Raw genomic sequence first — 233 nt, forward strand, 5'->3', positions numbered from 1 at the left:
ATCTCAATCCGCGATTTCACCGAAGCCAGCTGCGCGTCGTCATCGCGCTCCGGCATAGGCGGCTCGCCCAGCGTCTGATGCAGCTGGCTAAAAGCCGACTCAGACTGGTCAGGCAGCGCGTTCAGCAGCGCCTCTTTCCGCTCCGCGGGCTGAGGCAGCGCATCAATATAATCAGCGTTAGTCTTATTCATTGGCAGGCTACTGATAGCTCCAGGTTTCGGTCAGCGTTTTGT

General features: G+C 57.9%; 1 protein-coding gene. It reads right to left on the minus strand.

Features of this window, described 5'->3' with window-relative positions:
• A partial coding sequence (locus QCD69_RS22645) for a hypothetical protein (RefSeq protein WP_301253586.1) occupies positions 1-191 on the minus strand: 191 nt, incomplete at its 3' end.
• Positions 192-233: the final 42 nt, after the last annotated feature.

Source organism: Erwinia sp. PsM31 (assembly GCF_030433775.1).
In the GTDB taxonomy this organism is placed as follows: Bacteria; Pseudomonadota; Gammaproteobacteria; order Enterobacterales; family Enterobacteriaceae; genus Erwinia; species Erwinia aeris.